Origin of the sequence: Chryseobacterium salviniae, from assembly GCF_035819015.1 — a bacterium.
In the GTDB taxonomy this organism is placed as follows: Bacteria; Bacteroidota; Bacteroidia; order Flavobacteriales; family Weeksellaceae; genus Chryseobacterium; species Chryseobacterium salviniae.
Genome location: NZ_JAYLAA010000040.1, coordinates 56,191 through 72,748, shown reverse-complemented (window position 1 = coordinate 72,748; position 16,558 = coordinate 56,191). Strand labels below are relative to the sequence as shown.

Below are 16,558 nucleotides of genomic sequence, written 5' to 3'. Positions count from 1 at the left end.
TTAAAATCAATGAAAGAAATTCTTGAATATCTTTTCAATCACCATACTTTGTCAAAATCGCAGGCAAAAGCCATTATGATTGAAATTGCCCAAAATAAATTCAATGCGACCGAAGTTACCGCATTTGTAACGATTTTCCTGATGCGTAATATCACGCTTTCAGAGCTTCAGGGTTTTCGTGAAGCACTTCTGCAAATGGCTGTTCCGGTTGATATTGATGCAAAAGATGCGATTGACATTGTAGGAACTGGCGGCGATGGAAAAAACACCATAAACATTTCAACACTTGCGAGTTTTGTGGTTGCCGGTGCCGGACAAAAAGTGATAAAACATGGAAATTATGGTGCTTCTACGCTCACAGGTTCTTCAAATGTTCTGGAAGAAGCAGGATATGCTTTCAAAAAAACCTCGGAAAATTTGCAGCAAGATTTAGATAAAGCCAATATCTGTTTCCTGCATGCGCCTTATTTCCATCCTGCCTTACAATCGGTCGGTGCATTGAGAAAGTCACTTGGTTTGAGAACATTTTTTAATCTTCTGGGCCCGCTGGTGAATCCTGCCAAACCTCAATTCTCCGTAATTGGTGTTTATAATCTTGAAATTGCAAGGATTTATCAATACCTTCTTCAGAAAGAAAACCGCAAATTTATGATCGTTCACGGGATGGACGGTTACGATGAAATCAGCCTTACCCACGACAGCAAAATCATTACCAAGGAAGGTGAAGAAATATTTTCAACAGCTGATCTTGGTTTTGAACCTGTAGCTTCAGAAAGCATTCAGGCCGGATCAACCATTCAGGAAACAGCGGAAATATTTAAAAATATTCTTAAAGGAAAAGGAAGTCCGCAACAAAATGCAGTGGTTTTGGCCAATGCTGCCGTTGCGCTTTTTCACACAAAAAAATTCGGGGATTATAACGAATGTCTAATTCTTGCTAAAGAAAGCCTTTACGGGGGAAAAGCACTGCAAAGCTTTGAATTGCTACTGAAATAATCACAATCAAAAGCCAAAAAACAAATGAATATACTCGATCAAATTATTGAAAGGAAAAAGGAGGAAATTAAGCTTTCAAAAGAAACAGTTTCTGTTCAGCAGCTTAAGGATTCTGCCTTCTTTGAAAGAAACACGTATTCATTAAAAGAAACCTTAAAAACCAAAAGCGGAATCATCGCCGAATTCAAAAGAAAATCTCCGTCAAAAGGAATCATTAATGATAATGTTTCTCCGTTAGACGTCGCTTCAGCATATGAAAAATCAGGAGCAAGCGCAATTTCGGTATTAACAGATCTTGATTTTTTCGGAGGAAGCTTTGATGATATCATTCAAATACGGCAACAAATCAATATTCCGATTTTAAGAAAAGATTTTATGATTGATGAATATCAGTTTTACGAAGCAAAAAATATGGGAGCAGACGTTGTACTGCTTATTGCTGCTTGCCTTTCCGTTTCCCAGACTGAGGAATTTGCTGATTTAGCCCATCGGCTTGGTCTTGAAGTTTTGCTTGAAATTCATACAGAAGAAGAATTACAACATTACAACAAAAACATTGATCTTGTAGGAATCAATAACCGGAATTTAAAAGATTTCCGTGTAAATCTCGATCATTCGGTTCAGCTGAAAAACCTGCTGCCTGAAAAAGTTCTTTCCGTTGCAGAAAGCGGAATTTACAGCGTGGAAGATTTCAAGTATCTGAAAGAGAAAGGCTTTGACGGTTTCCTGATGGGAGAGTATTTTATGAAAAATGAAAACCCGGGAAAAAAGTTCAGAGAATTTGTTTTGGACGTAACAATGTAACAGTTTAAAAATTTAACAATGATGGAGAGACAACTACTACTCGGAAATAATCTGATGAAACTGAAAGTTTGCGGTTTAACACAACTGGAACAAATCGAAAAGTTGACTGCAATGAATACCGATTTTTTTGGTTTTATTTTTTATGAAAAATCACCGAGATATATTTTAAATCACTTGAATTTAAAACAAATTGGAGAAATCAAACATCAAGGAAAAGTTGGGGTTTTTGTGAATGAAAGCTTAGAAAAAATTGTGGAAATCGCAGAAAAAGCAAAACTGAATTTCATCCAGCTTCACGGCGATGAAAACGCAGATTTTATTAATGAATTAAGGAAAAAACTAAATCCGGAAAATAAAATTATTAAAGTCATACGAATTGGAAATCAAATATCAGATGAATTACAACAAATAATAAATGTCAACTTTTCTACTGTTGATTATTTTCTCTTCGACACCGATTCTACAACATTCGGCGGAACAGGAAAAATTTTCGACTGGAACTTATTAAATGAAATAGATATCCCTCTTCCCTATTTTCTGAGCGGCGGCATTTCGTTGGAAAATATTGAAAAATTAACAATACCAAAACAAAAACCGTTCGCCATCGACATCAATTCACGCTTTGAAACAAAACCCGGCATTAAAGATCTTGGAAAAATAAAAATTTTGAAAACCCATTTAAAATTTAACACTTAAAAACCAAAATATGAATTACAAAAATCCCGATAAACATGGATATTATGGCGAATTCGGAGGAGCATTTGTGCCAGAAATGCTCTATCCCAATGTAGAAGAATTACAAACCACCTATCTTGAAATTATAGAATCCGAAAGTTTTCAGCGAGAATACCAGGATTTATTAAAAAATTATGTCGGACGTGCTACGCCTTTGTATCTTGCTAAAAATTTAAGCCAAAAATACAATACCAGAATATACCTTAAAAGAGAAGACCTTAACCATACCGGAGCACACAAAATCAACAATGCGATTGGTCAGGTTTTATTGGCAAAACGTCTTGGGAAAAACAGGATTATTGCCGAAACCGGAGCCGGACAACACGGGGTGGCCACCGCAACAGCATGTGCATTACTGGGATTGGAATGTATCGTTTACATGGGTGAGATCGACATACAAAGACAGGCTCCCAATGTTGCCCGAATGAAAATGCTTGGCGCAGAAGTCATTCCCGCAACTTCAGGCTCAAAAACATTAAAAGATGCGGTGAATGAAGCCTTGCGCGACTGGATCAACAATCCCTCTACTACACATTATGTCATTGGAAGTGTCGTTGGGCCGCACCCTTTCCCCGATCTCGTGGCCAGATTTCAGAGCATTATTTCAAAAGAAATTAAAGAACAGCTCCTGGAGCAGTCGGGTCATGAAAATCCTGATTACGTCATTGCCTGTGTCGGTGGCGGGAGCAATGCTGCAGGAGCTTTTTATCATTTTGTAAATGAAGAAAACGTGAAACTGATCGCCGCCGAAGCCGGCGGTTTCGGAGTAGATTCGGGAAAATCCGCCGCCACTACTTTTTTGGGAACCATAGGCGTTCTTCACGGAAGTAAAAGCCTGGTAATGCAGACTGCTGACGGACAGGTTATTGAACCCCACTCTATTTCCGCGGGCCTTGATTATCCCGGAATAGGACCTTTTCATTCAAACCTATTCAAAGAAAACCGCGCCGAATTTTTCAGCATTAATGACGATGAAGCACTGCAATCCGCATTTCAGCTTACCAGGATCGAAGGCATCATTCCTGCATTGGAAAGCGCCCATGCTTTAGCCGTTTTGGATAAAAAAAGATTCGAAAAAGATGATATTGTGGTGGTCTGCCTCAGCGGCCGCGGAGATAAAGATATGGAAACCTATCTGAAGCATCTGTAAAATAATTTGGGCGATAATTTCCGTCTTCCACTCCCGCTTTTTTGCTCCGCTTCGCTGCACAAAAAGAGCTCCGTTCAAGCCGGATCGCATATTCAGCATAAAAACAACAGCTGTCATTCTGCCTATATTGATTTCGTCCAGAAGAACAAGATTAAAAGATTTAAAATGAAAAAACTAAACATATACTTTACCGCAGGAGTTCCTCAACTGGAAGACACCGCAGAAATTATACAACTTATCCAGGATTCCGGTGCCGATATGATTGAAATCGGAATGCCTTATTCCGACCCTGTTGCCGATGGCCCGGTCATCCAGAAAGCACACGAATTGGCACTGAAAAACGGAATGACGATCGAAAAGCTTTTCTCACAACTGAAATCTATTAAAAATACAATAACAATTCCTTTGATTTTAATGGGTTATATCAATCCCGTTCTTAGTTTCGGGTTTGAAAAATTTTGTAAAGAATGCTCCGAAAGCGGTGTTTCAGGACTCATTATTCCGGATCTTCCCCCCATTGAATTTGAGAAAAATTACCAGAAAATTTTAGAAAAATACCATCTGAACTTTACTTTTTTAATCACTCCCGAAACATCAGATAAAAGAATTCTGTATCTGGATTCTTTAAGCTCCGGTTTTCTTTATGCGGTAAGTTCCTCGTCCACAACAGGTAATACAAATTCAGATTTGAAAAATGAAGGCTATTTTTCAAGAATTTCCTCTTTAACTTTAAAAAACCCGGTAATGATCGGTTTCGGAATTAAAACAAAACAGGATTTTGAAAATGTTACCGAAAAAGCCGACGGCGGGATCATAGGAACTGCCTTTGTGGATATTTTGCTCAATCATAGAGATTGGAAGAATAAGGCTATCGATTTCATCCATTCGATCAAAGCGTAAAAATCACTAAATTTGTATCATCAAAAAATAAAATGAATACACATCAGAATAAAGTTGTAGAATTTGAAGATCTGGGAACCAGAGATTACCAGTCTGCCTGGGATTACCAGGAATCTCTGATGAAAAATATCATCGACCTTAAAATCAAAAACCGCGACCTGCCCGCAGAAGAGCATTCCACTACACCCAACCATTTTCTTTTAGTAGAACATCCGCATGTATATACCTTAGGAAAAAGCGGACATGAAGAAAATATGCTCGCCGGAATCGACAAATTAAAGGAAATTGATGCCACTTTTGTAAAGGTAAACCGTGGCGGCGACATTACCTATCACGGTTACGGGCAAATCGTAGGCTACCCGATTCTCGATCTTGAAAACTTTTTTACCGATATTCATAAATACATGCGCAATCTGGAAGAAGTGATCATCAGAACGATTGCAGAATACGGACTGAAAGGAGAACGTTCCGAAGGAGAAACCGGTGTCTGGCTGGATGTTGGAAAACCGTACGCAAGAAAAATCTGTGCGATGGGTGTGAAAGCTTCAAGATGGGTTACGCTGCACGGTTTTGCTTTAAACGTAAACACCGATATGCGATATTTCGAGTATATTATTCCGTGCGGAATTAAAGATAAACAGGTGACTTCCTTAAAAAGAGAATTGGAAAGAGAACTTACGCCTGAAGAAGTGGAAGATATCAAAGCAAAGATCAGGAAACATTTTGAAGAGGTTTTTGAAGCAGAGCTGGTACAGCATCATGAATAACATTAAGGTAAACAATAAAACCAATTGGTTTTAACAGTGATTTTTGGAATTTCTTCCGATTATAATCATAAGATCATCAACCGGCAATCTTTAAAAAGATCTGAAGAAATAATGAATGCTAAACAATAATTGCCATTCCGGAAACTCCATAATGTTAAATCTTCCGGAATGACAGCCTGGCTGATATTAAATTATCTGATTACCGAAACCCCCGCATCAATTCTTAATTCGGCACCGTGAATATAAGAAGCTTCCTCCGAAGCAAGGAATAGTACAGCATCCGCAATTTCTTCCGGTGTTCCCTGTCTTTTAAATGGTATGGAAGCAATAATATTTTTAACTGCCTCATTAATATGTTCCGGGTCTAATCCTGTATTTTCAAAAATATTGGTTTTAATATGTCCCGGACTAATACCATTCACTCGGATGCCTTTTGCCGAAAGTTCAGTGGCAAAGGTTTTTATGAATGACTGAACAGCTGATTTAGCAGCAGAATACACCGAGAAGTTGGGCATTCCTACTTCGGTTACAAAAGAAGTATTGAAAACAACAGAACTTCCTTTTCTCATTAGCGGCAGCATTTGCTGGACAGTAAAAAAACTTCCCTTTACCAACATATTAAATAATTCGTCAAAATGTCTTTCATCAACATTTTCGATTGGAGCAAATTTCCCGTAGCCTGCATTGGCAAATACCAAATGGATATTACCTGTCAGTTTTTCCACCTTATTTCTGAGATTCATGATATCCTGTATAGTTGCCGCATCCGAAACGATTCCCGAAGCATTACTTCCTAATTGCTCCAGTGCAGTCTTTACTCCCTCCTCACTTCTGCCGGTAATGATGACTTTTCCGCCATAATGAATAAATTTTTGGGCAGTTGCAAATCCCATTCCTTTTGTACCTCCTGTGATGAGGGCAAATTTGTCATTAAAATTCTTCATGATATTTATTTTAAACTCTTTGCAAAGATTAAAATTCTTTGATTCCAAAAAAATCCGATTCATGCGGAGTTTAAGCCACATATTTAATCCTTCTTTTTTCAGGCATTGAAATAAATTACAAAATTAAATTGCACGCAATTTAATTTGGCACTATTTTTGTGGAGAATATACAAATAAAAATAATTTAACAAAATGTCATTAATAGAAGATCTAAACTGGAGACATGCGGTAAAAGCGTATGATCCTTCAAAAAAACTCAAAGAAGAAGATTTAAATAAAATTTTAGAAGCAGCAAGGCTCGCCCCAACTTCATCGGGTTTACAGCCGTTCCGTGTTATTGTGGTTGAAAACCAGGATCTGAAAGAGAAAATGGTTCCGGGAGCTTTGAATCCTGAAGTAATGAGAGATTCATCCCACGTTTTGGTTTTTGCAGCATGGGAAAGCTATTCTGATGAAAAAATTGATAAGGTGTACGATTATCACACCGAAGTTCGAGATTTGCCTAAAGGCCGTTTTTCAAGCTATACCGACAAAATCAAAGAAATATACGGAGCACAAACTCCTGAAGAACATTTCGCCCATACGGCAAGACAGACTTATATTGCACTGGGATTGGCAATGGCGCAGGCTGCAGAACTTAAAATCGACAGTACCCCTGCAGAAGGTTTCAGCAATGAGGTGGTGGATGAGGTTTTAGAACTGAGACAATTGGGATTAAAAAGCGTAAGTTTGCTCTATCTGGGATACCGTGATGAAAAAAACGACTGGCTTTCCCACATGAAAAAAGTGAGAATTCCGATGGAGGAATTTATCATTAAAAAATAATTAAACCTAAATTTTTCAAATCATGGAACAACAGGAATCTTTACAACTGCAAAACCAACTCTGCTTTCCGCTATATGTGATCGCAAAAGAGATCACCGGACTTTACCGACCGTTCCTTGATGAGCTGGATATTACCTATCCTCAGTATCTTGTGATGATGGTATTATGGGAGAACGACGGCCTTTCTGTAAACCATATCGGTGAAAAGCTTTATCTCGACAGCGGAACTTTAACACCACTTCTTAAAAGACTGGAAACCAAAGGTTTTATCCTGAGGAAAAGGAAAAAAGAAGATGAAAGGGTTGTTGAAGTATTCATCACAGAAACAGGGAAAGCTTTAAAAGCAAAAGCCTGTGAAATTCCGGAAAAAATATATAAAAAGATCGATGTTTCCGAGCAGGACTGGATTGATCTGAAAACAAGTGTATTAAAAATTTTAAACAAAATAGAAAAATAAATGAAAACCTTATATACAACAAAAGTAACAGCAACAGGAGGAAGAAACGGACATGTAAAAAGCGATAACGGCATCCTTGATCTTGACGTTAAAATGCCGAAAGCTCTTGGAGGAGCAAACGATGATTTCGCCAATCCGGAAATGCTTTTCGCCGCAGGATATTCAGCGTGCTTTGATAGTGCCCTGAACAGAGTAATTTCTTTATCAAAAATCCAAACGGGAGAAACAACTGTTACTGCGGAAGTAAGCATCGGACAAGTTGAAAACGGTGGTTTCGGGCTGGCTGTTCAGCTTGATGTCAATATTCCAGGAGTTTCTATTGAAGAAGCACAGTCATTAACAGAAAAAGCGCACGAAATTTGTCCTTATTCCAACGCTACAAGAAATAATATCGAGGTAAAACTTTCGGTAACAAATAATTAAATTAGCATCGTAAGGCTTATTAAAGTCAGGTTTAAAAAATTCCAAAATATAAAATAATTCTTTATTTTGGAATTTTTTTTTGAAATAAAAATACACAACCATATGAAAATCAATTAATTATAAAATAAGCATATTTGTTGATTAGCGGTCTATACTAAAATAATTAGCACGTATGAAAAATTTATTTTTTTTGTTTATTCTTTTTTTAGGAATAAATAACCTGTACGCAACAGGAGAACCCTCAACGTATTTTCAAATTTATGTTCCTCCGAATAATGATGCCGTACAGAGAAATGTTTGTTTAGTAATAACCGCCATTTATGATGACACCGAGTTTAACATCATTGATGACGGTGCAGATGGCGATACGGATGATTCTAAATCAGGCGTTTTAAAAGCCGGGCAAAGCTACGTCTTGTATATTAAGGACAACGGGATTAATGACGATGCCCGTTACGCTTCCGGCGGTGTTTTAAAATGGGACGGAGATTATTTTATTGTAAAATCCAACAAGCTGGTTTATGCTTCCCAAAGTACCAACAGCGACTGGCAGCACGACTGGGTTCCGAGTGTGGATAAAAGCTCTATCGGACAAAAATTTATCGTGTATGCTCCTATGATAACCTCTTCCAACAGAGATATTAATGTATTTGCCTATGAAAATAATACGGTAATCGATTTTTATAAAATTTCTACCCAGCCCAAAACCAATACCGGATTTACCGATGTTAATGCAGAAAATCCCGTTAAAGTTTTTTCCAAAACACTGAATGTGGGGCAGGATTTAATTTACAGCTTTTCAGAAGGAAAAGATGCCATGATTTCCGGAGAAACCTATATGCTTGTTGCCAATAAGCCTGTAACCATGCAGTATGGGGCATTATTCGGAAATGAGCGGGACGGAGGAGGATATGTGCCTACTTCCAATGGAAGCTCTTCGGGCGAGCTGATGTATTTTGCAGTTCCTTATCAGGCAGGCGGCGAACAGGAAATCAGGATTGTAAGCTGGGACAATGCCAATACCGTGAAACTGGATCGTTTTGTAAACGGAAACTGGGTTCCTGTACAAACTTTCTCCCTCAATCGGTTAACAGCGGGAGACTGGGTGGGGAAAACCAATGGAAATGTTTCTTATCCTACGGTGTTCAGAGTGACTTGTTCCGCAGGGAAAAAAGTCTCTGTTTTTGAAGGAAACTGGTTTGAAACAGGTTCTCCGGGAACCTCCGATATGGCAACAATGGTTTCTTCTGAAAGCGGAACAACAGCAGGAAAAAAGTTCCTGACTTATATTGCTCCTCCGGGAAATGAAACCAATGTAACCAATCCTTTAACGGGTTCAAAATTTAACGGTTCCTTTTCTCACCTGTATTTATTTTCAAAAACAGGAGCTACCGTTACCGTAAAAGATGCTTTAACGAACGGAACAAAATTTAGTAAAACATTTACCATTGCTCCCGAGAAATATGCCGACTGCTCCATCAGTTTAAATGAATGGAAAGCCTTTTACAACGGGACAGGAACAGCTTCAGGATCCGAAAGACCTTATTTAATCGTGGAAAGCAATAATGATATTGCCGTGATGAACAGTAATTTCAATGATAACTGGATGTGCTATACCGGAAGTTCTTTAGGACATTCTTTCACCCAGACAAGCAGCGTAAATGACGACGCACTTATCCCAACTGAACAGGCAACCGTAGTCTCTCAGGTTAAAACCGGTGCAGAAGTAACATCTCCTTCGGTTGAAGTTATTGTACAGGAAGGGCTTAAAGTGGTAGAATCCAAAATGATTAATCCCAATCAGTCCCAAACACAGGGTGTGGTTACGGAACTCAATGATAAAACAACAGTAGAATATAATAATTTGCCTACTTTACAGCCTAATTCCACATATCAGATTGAAACAAAAGTGGTGGCAACAGTAGGGGCAAACAACGGAGAACTGGTAGGAACCACGCTTAATTCCACCGTTGAAACCGTTATTACGGGAAAGGTTAACGGAGAAACACAACAATCAACCATTGCCAATTCGGTATCTGTGCAGACCACCAATACTTCAAAGTTAATATTTTCACGCCTGGAAAATCCGTTATTTGATTCATTTACCTCCAACTCATGGACCATCAGTTGGGTAGATATCAACAATGATGGATATGATGATCTATACATTACAGATATGGGACTCACAGCTCCTAACCGAATCTTTATGAATAATACAACCGGAGGCTTTACAGCAGGACAGGTGTTACCTGAAGACGGTGTTTCCATGAGCAGTACCTGGGCAGATGTGGATAATGACGGCGATGAAGATGTATTGGTTCTTAATAATACCAGAAATCCCAATCGTTTTTACAGAAATGACAACGGTACATTAGTAGCAGACAATACGAAATCTTTTACGCAGGATGTTTCTTATTATCATGGCGGTGCGTTTGCAGATTATGACAATGATAACAAAGCAGATGTATTCATGTGTAATTATTTCCCTACAAAATACAATGAGCTGCACAGAAATACCAATACCGGAAGCTTTGTAAAAGAAATTGCGGATGCCATTCCGTTGGAAGCCAATTCTTCTCTTGGACCAACATGGGCAGATTATGATCAGGACGGACTGATGGATTTATTCGTTCCTAATGGAAGCGGCAATAAAAACTCTTTATTCCATAACGATGGAAACGGTACTTTTTCCAAGAAAAGTAACCTTATTAATCAGGAAGGCGGAAAATCTGTGGGAAGCTGCTGGGGAGATATAGATAATGATGGAGATTTGGATTTATTCGTCACCAATTCCAACACGACAACCAATTTCCTGTATAAAAATTTAGGAAACGGAAATTTCCAGAAAATAACCAATTCTATTGTTAATCAAGGAGGAAGCTCTCACGGATGCAGCTTTGCAGACATTGATAATGATGGAGATTTAGACTTGTTTGTAACCAATGACAGAATAAGAAAATTCCTTTACTTTAACGACGGCAACGGAAATTTTACTGAAAACAGAGACGAAGCAATTACCTATAATTTCGGACTTTCTTTCGGACATGCTTGGAGCGATTACGATCACGACGGCGATCTGGATCTTGCCGTGGCAACGCATTCCAATCAGAAAAACCATATTTTCATCAATAACGGAAATACCAATAAATGGCTGGAAATTAATCTGAAAGCCACAGAAAGCAATGGTTCTGCCATCGGAACAAAAATATTTGTAGAAACAGGAAGCAGAACGCAGATGAGAGAAGTAAACAGCCAAAGCGGTTTTGGAGGGCAAAGCAGCTATACCCAGCATTTCGGATTAGGCAATGCAGCGACTATTAATACCATTACTATTAAATGGGCAAGTGGAATTATTCAGAAACTGACAAATATTTCTGCCAATCAAATACTTGAAATCGTAGAGCCTCAACAGACAAAAGTTTCCGGAATCGTTTATTTTGACATCAATAACGACGGGGTGAAACAAGATAGCGAACCTACCGTTTCAAGAGCTGCGATTAAAGTGGTGCCTACTAATGCCAAAGTATATTCCAGTGATGCAGGTACATTCAGCTTTTATACAACACAGAATGATGTGGAATTGAAAATTTTAGAAGAAAACGGATTAAGTGCAGGTTCCAAGATATTTGATCTGACCAACTATCAGCCTTCCCAAAAAATATACATTGCAGCAACCTCAACATGCAATACAACAGATTTAAAAATAAATATGGGGGGAACGGCGATCCGAAAAGGATATACCAATAACCAGTTCAAAATTGTAGTGAGTAACCAGTCCCGTAATACATCCAATTCAAGCATTTTACACTTTACAATCCCTTCCTCTGTAAATATTATCAGTCCATCTTTCCCTATTGCACAGCAGGAAAGCTTCGTTGCAAATTCAAAAAATTATACACGATATTCCTGGAATGTGGGATCACTAAATCCTTTTAACAGTAAGATCATCAGTTTCATGACTGGTACAAATGCATCTGTTTTAATCGGTGATGAATTAGATTTTAAAGGAGAAATCGTTAACTCTTCCACAGACTGCAATCTGGATGATAATGTGCTGATCCAAAAATACACAATATATGGAGCCATAGATCCTAATGATATTCTGGTTTCTCCTAAAGGCTACGGAGAAGAAGGATATATACTGCCCGATCAGCTGCTGACTTATACGATAAGATTCGAAAACGTTGGAAATTTTGCTACTCAAAATGTATCCATTACAGATACGGTTCCCCAGGAATTGGATATCAATACCTTTAAAATGGTATCTGCGAGTCATGAAAATGTTTCTACGGAAATTATAGACAACAAGATCACCTTTAAGATCGAAAATGCATTTTTACCTCCAACTTCAGTAGATTCAGACCGTTCTCAGGGTTATGTTACTTTCTCAATTCTTCCTAAAAAAGGATTAAAAGAAGACACAAAAATTAAAAATAGCGCATACATCGCATTTGATGATGAAAACCTCTTGAAAACCAATACGGTAATCAATACGATTCAGTCTAAAGCGCAGGAACAGGAAATGACGGTGGTTTATCTTTATCCAAATCCTGTGAATGATGTAGCATCCATAAGGCTGGAACACAGAAAAGGCATGGAATACACAAGAAAAAAAATAATAAAAGCCGAGGTTATTGATGTTAATGGTGTGCTCATTTTAGAAAAGAATTTCAGTCCTTCAGAAGAAGTGAAAATTGATCTGCCATTACAGTTAAAAGGATATTACCTTTTGAAAGTTACCGACTCAGACCATACATCTTACACAAAAAAAATGATAGTAAAGTTCAGAGAATAACAAACTAATCCAACATTTCCGAACAAAATAAGAATTTTGGAAGTAAATGATTTTAATAATTGTGGAGGCTGTCCCAAAAGTCAGCCTCTTTTTATTTTATAAATATAAGCTTCTCAGGCAGAAATTATTAAAACAAATTATTGCTTCACGGAATCCGTTTTTTTAAAAGCATCTACTTTCTGGTAAGAATCATTCTTTTCTTTCTCTTTTTTATCCGAAATTAAAATTCCGAAAAGATGGTCGATTTCATGCTGGAAGATCACGGCAGTAAATCCTTCCACCATTTCAGAATACTTTTGTCCTTTTAAATCAACATATTCCAGCTGGATCACTTTACTCCTGTAAAACTGATCTCTGAAATCGGGAATCGACAAATCGCCTTCCGGACCGAGGTTTTGCAATTCCGATCTCCAGACAATCACCGGATTGATGAAATATTCCAACGGCTCGCCGGGTTTGTCAAAGCGCTGTACCCAGATCACTTTACGATTGATCCCGACCTGTGGTGCCGCAATTCCTACTCCGCCGTCGGTTGACAGCAAGGATTCTTTCATCCTTTTAACCAAAACTGCGGTATTTTTATCCAGCGGATCGATTTCCGTGGAAATATTGAGCAAAGTTCTGTGCTGATTATTATCGGTAGTCTGGTAAATCGGAAGTGCAGTATTGACATCTCCCTGATTTATTAATGAGACTTCCGCCGGAGTAAGCTTCTGAGAATTGATAAAACTTATAAAAAGTACAAAGATAAATCCTATTTTTTTCATGTTCCCGAATATCAGACAAAGATAAAAGATGTTTTTAAATTTTTCAAAACCGATTCGTCGTATTTAAAATCTTGGTAGCTTTTTGATATATCTTCGACCACAGATTTTCACAGATGATTTTGTATATTTTACTGATTATCTTACTTGTTTAACATTTATTTTAAAATTAAATCTGCGTAATCCGCGCAACCAGCGAAAATAAATTAAATATACCATAGCACATCTTACTTCTCACTTCTTACCTCTCACCGTCAATACGTTTTCGTCATATCCACAGGCAGTATGAGATTAAAATCCGTCGGAACATAGTCTTTTTCAGGAACATTCAGTCCAGGGTCTTCCGATTCAAAAACAGATATTACAGCCATTCTAAGATTAGGATTTTTCTGTCTGATGTACCAGTAAATTCCGCCAAACTCTTTGCTGTGGTAATTTCCGTTGTAATGAATAAATGTTTTTCCGGATTGAAAACTTTTCAGAATCGATTCAGCCATTGTAGCATCTTTTATAGCTTGTGCCGAAATAAAATTCATCACTTTCATTTCCTCCGCATGGTCACCCATCATTTTTTTCATTTCCGGATAACCGGGTGTTTCAAGGGTAACTTTTATTGGAAGCTGCGCGATATAAGTTTTGTCTTTTGCGGATAAATTGTTTAAAGATTCCAGCCCTTCCTTTGAAGTCTGGGAAGCATATCTTCTGGGAACATTAGTGGCAATAAACGGTAATTTTTTAGCCTTAGCAAAATCAACCAAAGGTTTGTAATCCGTTGAGAAATTATTCCACAAGCGTGCAGAATCTTTCAGGGCTTTCGCATCGAAGGTTCCATTTAGATATTTATTAAGCTGTTCCTGGTTATCCCTTTCAAACATTTCGGCACCAAGGATCAGCTGTCCGTTTTTCTTTTCGTAAAGTGCTTCTGTAACTTTCAGCTGCAGCCAGTGATTGATGGAGTTATTGTGATTTTCACCAAAGAAAACAACGTCATAGTCAGCCAGTTCCTTCACCATTTTTTCGGTGCTGATCTCTTTTCCTTTTTTATTATAGAACTGATAGGCTTTAAAATTCTGGGCATCCAATGAACAGAAAAAGACAAGCAATAGTATTGAGAAAATATTTTTCATTTTAATTTTATTTTTAACGCAAATGACACAAATGCTCCACAAATATCACAATACTTTTTGAATTATCTTTATACAGATTGAATTGAAAGCATCTGTGCCATCTGTAAAAAATATTTGTGCAAATTGTAATTAGAACAAAAAGCCGCCCTGCAAAAAACAAAACGGCCTTACAATTAATCTGACTATTTATTTTTCAAGATCTGCAACCAAATTTTTCCATTCCTGAAGTTCCGGGATTCCCGGTTTTCTTTTTCCGAAAAACTGTACGATGAAATCTCCTTCTTTGTTAAATACTTCAATCGCAGTAACTTCACCGTCTTCCGTAGGTTTTTTAACAATCCACGCTTCCGCGATTTTTGTGACATCAAGATGAAGGTTGAAATCCGGATCCATCACATTAAACCATTGCTGGTGCCAAAGTGTTTTTTTAACAGTTCCCGTATGAATCTGGATGATTCCCCTGTTTCCGACAAAAATCATGATCGGAAGCTGTTTTTCAGAAGCATCTTCCAAAACGTTAACTACTTTCGCGCTGTCGATTTTTTGGGTAAATCCTTCCGGAGCCAGTCGTAATGCCTGCGTTCTGCTCACACCGAATTTTCTGGTCATCATAAAGAAATCATGGGTATCTTTCAGATCTGTCCATGCTTTTCGGAAACCTTCCACATCAATTTCGGAATCCGGTTTTTCTTCAGCTTTCGGAACAATAGCTTCACATTCTATGATTGAATGCTGCTCATCTGCTTTAAATTTCTCTATGATTGCATCGAAAGCAGCTTCATGGCTGTCTTTGGTTAAATAGATTTTATGCAGAGCCAGTCCGTCTTTTCCGAAGAACTGCAGGCTTTTTTTATCACCTTCCACCACCGCAAAAGCGAATTTCCAGTGGTTAAGAAAAATTCTCAGGTCAATATCTTCTCCCACAAAAAGCTGTGCATGAGGGCTGCTGAAATCACCATTCAGGTACGTTCCTTTTCTTTCATGAACACATTCGTCATTACGGGTAAGCGCCATTACTTTTCCCAATTCTTCTGCTTCCGTAAGAATATCTTTAAATTCCGGCTTTAAAACCGTTACGCCTTCTCCTACGTTTGTAGCCAGCAATTCTGCTTCGCTCACTCCCAGCTCTGCTGCTGCGTTGCGGATTCTCAAATGAGGATTATCTGCTTTAAGAGCTTCCCATTTTTCTTTAAGATCGTTTACTAATGTGCTCATTATTTTATTTTTTAATGGTTAAAATTGTATAATTTCTTGTTATTGTTTCTTCTGATGTTTTGCTTTTGATCTGCTCTTCCCGCTCTGAAATTTTCATTCTTTTAAAATGGCTTTTCGAAATCATCTCTTCCATTTCAATGTTGCTGTACAGTTTGAAATCAAACTGTGTGAAAGGCAGTTTTTCCATGAAATCCCGTTGTGCGAAAGTGAGTACGAATGTGCCGTTATCTTTTAGCACGCGGTAGATTTCATTTACATATTCAATTGGGTTTTCCCAGAAATAAACCGTGTTTACCGAAAATATTTTGTCGAAAGTTTTATCTCCAAAAGGCAGCTTCTTACCTTCATACAAGACAAAATCTACCTGATTTACAAACATTTCATTCCGCATTTTTGCTTCCTGATGCATGGTTTCGGAAATATCAATTCCCGTATATTGTATGTTTGTTGCTTTGTTTAAAATGCTTTTGACATGGTCTGCATTTCCGTGCCCGATTTCAAGAATGCTTTCGTTGTCTTCTATCAAAAGTGTCTGAATACTTTCCATCGTCATTCCGATATTGGTGGCATTCATCATTTCACCAATCTCAATTCCCTTCTCTCCCTGTGGATTCGCAAGGTTCTGTGCTACTATTTTTAAATCCTTTTTTTCCATA

General features: G+C 38.0%; 15 protein-coding genes. 10 read left to right on the top strand and 5 right to left on the bottom strand.

The features are described from left to right. The first annotated feature begins 9 nt into the window (after positions 1-9). The 6 genes from trpD (at position 10) to lipB (ending at position 5,352) form a co-directional block, all read left to right on the top strand. A complete protein-coding gene (gene trpD / locus SOP96_RS12145; RefSeq protein ID WP_326321207.1) occupies positions 10-996 on the top strand; it encodes an anthranilate phosphoribosyltransferase in 987 nt (328 codons plus the stop codon). A 24-nt stretch (positions 997-1,020) separates the two neighbouring features. Further along, the gene (trpC, locus tag SOP96_RS12140; RefSeq protein ID WP_326321206.1) at positions 1,021-1,800 is read left to right on the top strand and encodes an indole-3-glycerol phosphate synthase TrpC; all 780 of its coding nucleotides are present in this window, start codon (positions 1,021-1,023) and stop codon (positions 1,798-1,800) included. Positions 1,801-1,818: 18 nt separating this feature from the next. Beyond that, entirely contained in the window at positions 1,819-2,496 is a 678-nt protein-coding gene (locus SOP96_RS12135; protein ID WP_326321205.1) for a phosphoribosylanthranilate isomerase, read from the top strand. Positions 2,497-2,506: 10 nt separating this feature from the next. Next, positions 2,507-3,685 carry a tryptophan synthase subunit beta gene (trpB, locus tag SOP96_RS12130; RefSeq protein WP_326321204.1) on the top strand — a complete coding sequence of 393 codons (1,179 nt, stop codon included), beginning with the start codon at positions 2,507-2,509 and terminating at the stop codon, positions 3,683-3,685. Positions 3,686-3,850: 165 nt separating this feature from the next. Then, positions 3,851-4,585: a tryptophan synthase subunit alpha gene (gene trpA, locus SOP96_RS12125; protein WP_326321203.1), complete on the top strand. Its 735-nt coding sequence runs from the start codon at positions 3,851-3,853 to the stop codon at positions 4,583-4,585. 32 nt (positions 4,586-4,617) lie between these two features. Further along, on the top strand, positions 4,618-5,352 hold the full coding sequence (gene lipB / locus SOP96_RS12120; protein ID WP_326321202.1) for a lipoyl(octanoyl) transferase LipB: 735 nt from the start codon (positions 4,618-4,620) through the stop codon (positions 5,350-5,352). Positions 5,353-5,543: 191 nt separating this feature from the next. Here lipB and SOP96_RS12115 read toward each other — a convergent pair whose 3' ends face one another. Further along, positions 5,544-6,296, bottom strand: a complete 753-nt coding sequence (locus tag SOP96_RS12115) for an SDR family oxidoreductase (protein WP_326321201.1) — start codon at positions 6,294-6,296, stop codon at positions 5,544-5,546. Positions 6,297-6,488: 192 nt separating this feature from the next. Between SOP96_RS12115 and SOP96_RS12110 the strand changes: the two genes are divergently transcribed. The 4 genes from SOP96_RS12110 (at position 6,489) to SOP96_RS12095 (ending at position 12,796) form a co-directional block, all read left to right on the top strand. Beyond that, positions 6,489-7,121: an NAD(P)H-dependent oxidoreductase gene (locus SOP96_RS12110; protein ID WP_326321200.1), complete on the top strand. Its 633-nt coding sequence runs from the start codon at positions 6,489-6,491 to the stop codon at positions 7,119-7,121. Between the two features lie 22 nt (positions 7,122-7,143). Further along, on the top strand, positions 7,144-7,578 hold the full coding sequence (locus SOP96_RS12105; RefSeq protein ID WP_326321199.1) for a MarR family winged helix-turn-helix transcriptional regulator: 435 nt from the start codon (positions 7,144-7,146) through the stop codon (positions 7,576-7,578). Beyond that, positions 7,579-8,001 carry an organic hydroperoxide resistance protein gene (locus SOP96_RS12100; protein WP_326321198.1) on the top strand — a complete coding sequence of 141 codons (423 nt, stop codon included), beginning with the start codon at positions 7,579-7,581 and terminating at the stop codon, positions 7,999-8,001. 172 nt (positions 8,002-8,173) lie between these two features. Beyond that, positions 8,174-12,796, top strand: a complete 4,623-nt coding sequence (locus SOP96_RS12095) for an FG-GAP-like repeat-containing protein (RefSeq protein ID WP_326321197.1) — start codon at positions 8,174-8,176, stop codon at positions 12,794-12,796. A 137-nt stretch (positions 12,797-12,933) separates the two neighbouring features. Here SOP96_RS12095 and SOP96_RS12090 read toward each other — a convergent pair whose 3' ends face one another. The 4 genes from SOP96_RS12090 to SOP96_RS12075 form a co-directional block, all read right to left on the bottom strand. Beyond that, positions 12,934-13,563, bottom strand: coding sequence for a peptide deformylase (locus SOP96_RS12090; RefSeq protein WP_326321196.1), 630 nt, complete (start codon positions 13,561-13,563; stop codon positions 12,934-12,936). A gap of 251 nt (positions 13,564-13,814) precedes the next feature. Then, a complete protein-coding gene (locus SOP96_RS12085) occupies positions 13,815-14,687 on the bottom strand; it encodes a ChaN family lipoprotein (RefSeq protein WP_326321195.1) in 873 nt (290 codons plus the stop codon). Between the two features lie 186 nt (positions 14,688-14,873). Continuing rightward, on the bottom strand, positions 14,874-15,902 hold the full coding sequence (locus tag SOP96_RS12080) for a hemin-degrading factor (protein ID WP_326321194.1): 1,029 nt from the start codon (positions 15,900-15,902) through the stop codon (positions 14,874-14,876). 4 nt (positions 15,903-15,906) lie between these two features. Further along, positions 15,907-16,557 (bottom strand): class I SAM-dependent methyltransferase, encoded by a 651-nt coding sequence (locus tag SOP96_RS12075; RefSeq protein WP_326321193.1) that lies wholly within the window; start codon positions 16,555-16,557, stop codon positions 15,907-15,909. Position 16,558 lies beyond the last annotated feature (1 nt).

What these genes read in the sequence shown, in the direction of transcription:
- SOP96_RS12115 (WP_326321201.1), bottom strand. Translation starts at nt 6,296, where the DNA reads ATGAAGAATTTTAATGACAAATTTGCCCTCATCACAGGAGGTACAAAA.
- SOP96_RS12110 (WP_326321200.1), top strand. Translation starts at nt 6,489, where the DNA reads ATGTCATTAATAGAAGATCTAAACTGGAGACATGCGGTAAAAGCGTAT.
- trpC (WP_326321206.1), top strand. Translation starts at nt 1,021, where the DNA reads ATGAATATACTCGATCAAATTATTGAAAGGAAAAAGGAGGAAATTAAG.
- SOP96_RS12095 (WP_326321197.1), top strand. Translation starts at nt 8,174, where the DNA reads ATGAAAAATTTATTTTTTTTGTTTATTCTTTTTTTAGGAATAAATAAC.
- trpD (WP_326321207.1), top strand. Translation starts at nt 10, where the DNA reads ATGAAAGAAATTCTTGAATATCTTTTCAATCACCATACTTTGTCAAAA.
- SOP96_RS12135 (WP_326321205.1), top strand. Translation starts at nt 1,819, where the DNA reads ATGATGGAGAGACAACTACTACTCGGAAATAATCTGATGAAACTGAAA.
- SOP96_RS12105 (WP_326321199.1), top strand. Translation starts at nt 7,144, where the DNA reads ATGGAACAACAGGAATCTTTACAACTGCAAAACCAACTCTGCTTTCCG.
- trpA (WP_326321203.1), top strand. Translation starts at nt 3,851, where the DNA reads ATGAAAAAACTAAACATATACTTTACCGCAGGAGTTCCTCAACTGGAA.
- SOP96_RS12090 (WP_326321196.1), bottom strand. Translation starts at nt 13,563, where the DNA reads ATGAAAAAAATAGGATTTATCTTTGTACTTTTTATAAGTTTTATCAAT.
- lipB (WP_326321202.1), top strand. Translation starts at nt 4,618, where the DNA reads ATGAATACACATCAGAATAAAGTTGTAGAATTTGAAGATCTGGGAACC.
- SOP96_RS12080 (WP_326321194.1), bottom strand. Translation starts at nt 15,902, where the DNA reads ATGAGCACATTAGTAAACGATCTTAAAGAAAAATGGGAAGCTCTTAAA.
- SOP96_RS12085 (WP_326321195.1), bottom strand. Translation starts at nt 14,687, where the DNA reads ATGAAAAATATTTTCTCAATACTATTGCTTGTCTTTTTCTGTTCATTG.
- trpB (WP_326321204.1), top strand. Translation starts at nt 2,507, where the DNA reads ATGAATTACAAAAATCCCGATAAACATGGATATTATGGCGAATTCGGA.
- SOP96_RS12075 (WP_326321193.1), bottom strand. Translation starts at nt 16,557, where the DNA reads ATGGAAAAAAAGGATTTAAAAATAGTAGCACAGAACCTTGCGAATCCA.
- SOP96_RS12100 (WP_326321198.1), top strand. Translation starts at nt 7,579, where the DNA reads ATGAAAACCTTATATACAACAAAAGTAACAGCAACAGGAGGAAGAAAC.